This window comes from Campylobacter sp. RM19072 (genome assembly GCF_024723485.1).
GTDB lineage: Bacteria > Campylobacterota > Campylobacteria > Campylobacterales > Campylobacteraceae > Campylobacter > Campylobacter porcelli.
In genome coordinates this window covers 1-865 of record NZ_JANQCU010000054.1, presented here as the reverse complement: position 1 = coordinate 865, position 865 = coordinate 1, and the positions used below count along the sequence as shown (strand labels likewise).

Here is an 865-nt window from a genome sequence, read left to right as displayed (position 1 = left end):
TAGTGAGTGTTACTAAAAAGTATAGGAATATTATGGTGCTGATGATTAAGATAGAAGCAGTTATGATGGGTATCATTTGGTATCCTTTATATCTTTTTGCTTTTGTTTTATCTTTAGGCAAACTATGATAAATAAGATTAGCAATAAAGGTATTAAACAGCTAATTAGGATTAGCTTCTATTTTGACTTCGCAGACGAACGAAGTCCGTCTTTGCGACAAGCCCCATCGGCTTGACCCCGCACTAAAGCCCCGCAAGCGGGGTACCCCATTTATGGGGCTTTAGGGGTTTTGAAAGGGCGTAGCCCTTCATCGCAAAGCTGGGCTTTGCTCAGCTGCGAAGTCAAAAGTAGTTTATCTAATTCAGCCATATTTTACCTTTTGCTAATTGTATAAAAAATTAGTTTAAATATCTATAAAGGAGAATGATGAATAGAGTAGTAGTTCAACCAATCGACAAAGATAAATTCCGAGTATATAAGGATTTATCATATCAGGGGATTTATATTCCTAAAGGCTTTGTAACAAATGGGGCTAATATCCCTAGAGTGTTTTGGAGCCTTTTCCCGCCAAATTCGCCTGAATACCTTAGTGCTGTGGTAATCCACGATTATATGTGTGCTAATGTGGCTAAATATGGCTATGAATTAGCAGATAGATACTTCTATGACGCTATGCTTGAAATAGGTGTGGCTAAATGGAAAGCTAAGCTATTTTACTTTTGGGTGAAGTGGTATCATAGATTTAAAGTGTTTAAAAATGGTAGAAAATGAACTTATTAAAATGGTCGAGAGTGGCGGAATTGTCGCTCTCTTAGTGGTGGGTATAGTAGCATCTTTTAAAATCTCTAAAATGCTTTATGAGGGG

The 865-nt window shown here is 37.1% G+C and carries 1 protein-coding gene; it reads left to right on the top strand.

Annotation, left to right across the window (positions count from 1 at the left end):
• Positions 1-426: 426 nt before the first annotated feature.
• Positions 427-771, top strand: coding sequence for a DUF1353 domain-containing protein (locus CSUIS19072_RS08425; protein ID WP_180381028.1), 345 nt, complete (start codon positions 427-429; stop codon positions 769-771).
• Positions 772-865 lie beyond the last annotated feature (94 nt).

Coding starts and splice junctions, on each gene's coding strand:
- CSUIS19072_RS08425 (WP_180381028.1), top strand. CDS start 427: ATGAATAGAGTAGTAGTTCAACCAATCGACAAAGATAAATTCCGAGTA.